This is a genomic window from Bacteroides sp. D20 (assembly GCF_003436255.1).
In the GTDB taxonomy this organism is placed as follows: Bacteria; Bacteroidota; Bacteroidia; order Bacteroidales; family Bacteroidaceae; genus Bacteroides; species Bacteroides uniformis.
This window is the reverse complement of the sequence record NZ_QSOO01000012.1, coordinates 146,259-147,435: the sequence shown is the minus strand read 5'-3', so window position 1 is coordinate 147,435 and position 1,177 is coordinate 146,259. Positions and strand designations below refer to the sequence as shown.

At 43.0% G+C, this 1,177-nt stretch carries 1 protein-coding gene and 1 pseudogene; both read left to right on the top strand.

What is annotated here, in order from left to right; all coding sequences use genetic code 11:
• Positions 1–305 precede the first annotated feature (305 nt).
• Positions 306–728 (top strand): dihydrofolate reductase family protein, encoded by a 423-nt coding sequence (locus DXD78_RS13640; RefSeq protein WP_004291474.1) that lies wholly within the window; start codon positions 306–308, stop codon positions 726–728.
• A gap of 238 nt (positions 729–966) precedes the next feature.
• Positions 967–1,177, top strand: a pseudogene (locus tag DXD78_RS21340) (RteC protein); the annotation flags it as partial.

Below are 1,177 nucleotides of genomic sequence, written 5' to 3'. Positions count from 1 at the left end.
TTAAATATAAATTCAAGCAATCATAGCCCGTAATTCACTGAATTTGGCTATCTTTGCATAACATTTGAGAAAAACGGCGATTGGCAGGAGCTTTTCGCCGCCAACATATAGGATAAGACCGCAAGGCGTTTCAAGCGAAAATCTGGTAAATTGGAACTACGGAGACGATTGCGTGATGCTTATGCTATGCTTACGCATAGCGTGCATTCACGTACTCTCCGTAAAGGCTTTACCAGAGCCATCGCTTGAAGGTAGTGTGAATTGCACGCTACTTTTTTACCCTTGCCTAACGAAAGGAAACGATTATGGGTAAAGTTCAGATTCTCGCCGTACTGACGATGGACGGATGTCTTTCTTCAGAGTTATATGATAAAGCACATCAGGATTTGTGCCTTGACCGTTGCGGTCTTGATGAAATCAGGAAGAAAGCCTTTTACCGTGTGACACCGGACTATTCCATTTCAATGCTGCACGAATGGAGAAAAGACTGCACAAACATCCGTTACCTCGCGGAAGCCACACCGGACACGGCAGACTATATAAACGGACTGCTGCGGATGCACGCTGTGGATGAAATCATACTATACACCGTTCCTTTCATATCCGGAAGCGGACGACATTTTTTTAAGTCGGCTCTGCCAGAGCAACACTGGACGCTTTCCTCTTTGAAAAGCTATCCCAACGGTGTATGTCGCATTATCTATATCCTTGATAAAAAAGCAAGATAGCCAAAATGTGCGGCAAGCATACATTTCTATTTTCAGGAATAGAATAAATGTTCCGATTACAAACAATTTAAGTCGGAGATAATTTGTCCTTGTGAAAAAATACTGAATTTTATACCTCTGAAATCCAGCACTTTGTAAAATTGAGTGTTGGATTTTTTATTTTCTGCCGCGTTTTTTGCCAATTATATTCATGTGCGCACGCAGAAAACAAAGTGTAATTTTCAAAATTGACAGAACCATGAATTATTTCTTGCTGGCGGAAACCGACTTTTTCCGCCTGATAAACGAAGCCGGCGACTGCAATATGGAAACGGCATACACGGCTTTCGCCACCCAAGTGATCGAACTGTGCAACGGCGGCATGGACATGAACCTTACCGTCATCGCGCTTGCCTACATCGAAATCGAGTTGCAGCACCATCCCGTACGTAATCTGTCAGAAGAAAAAA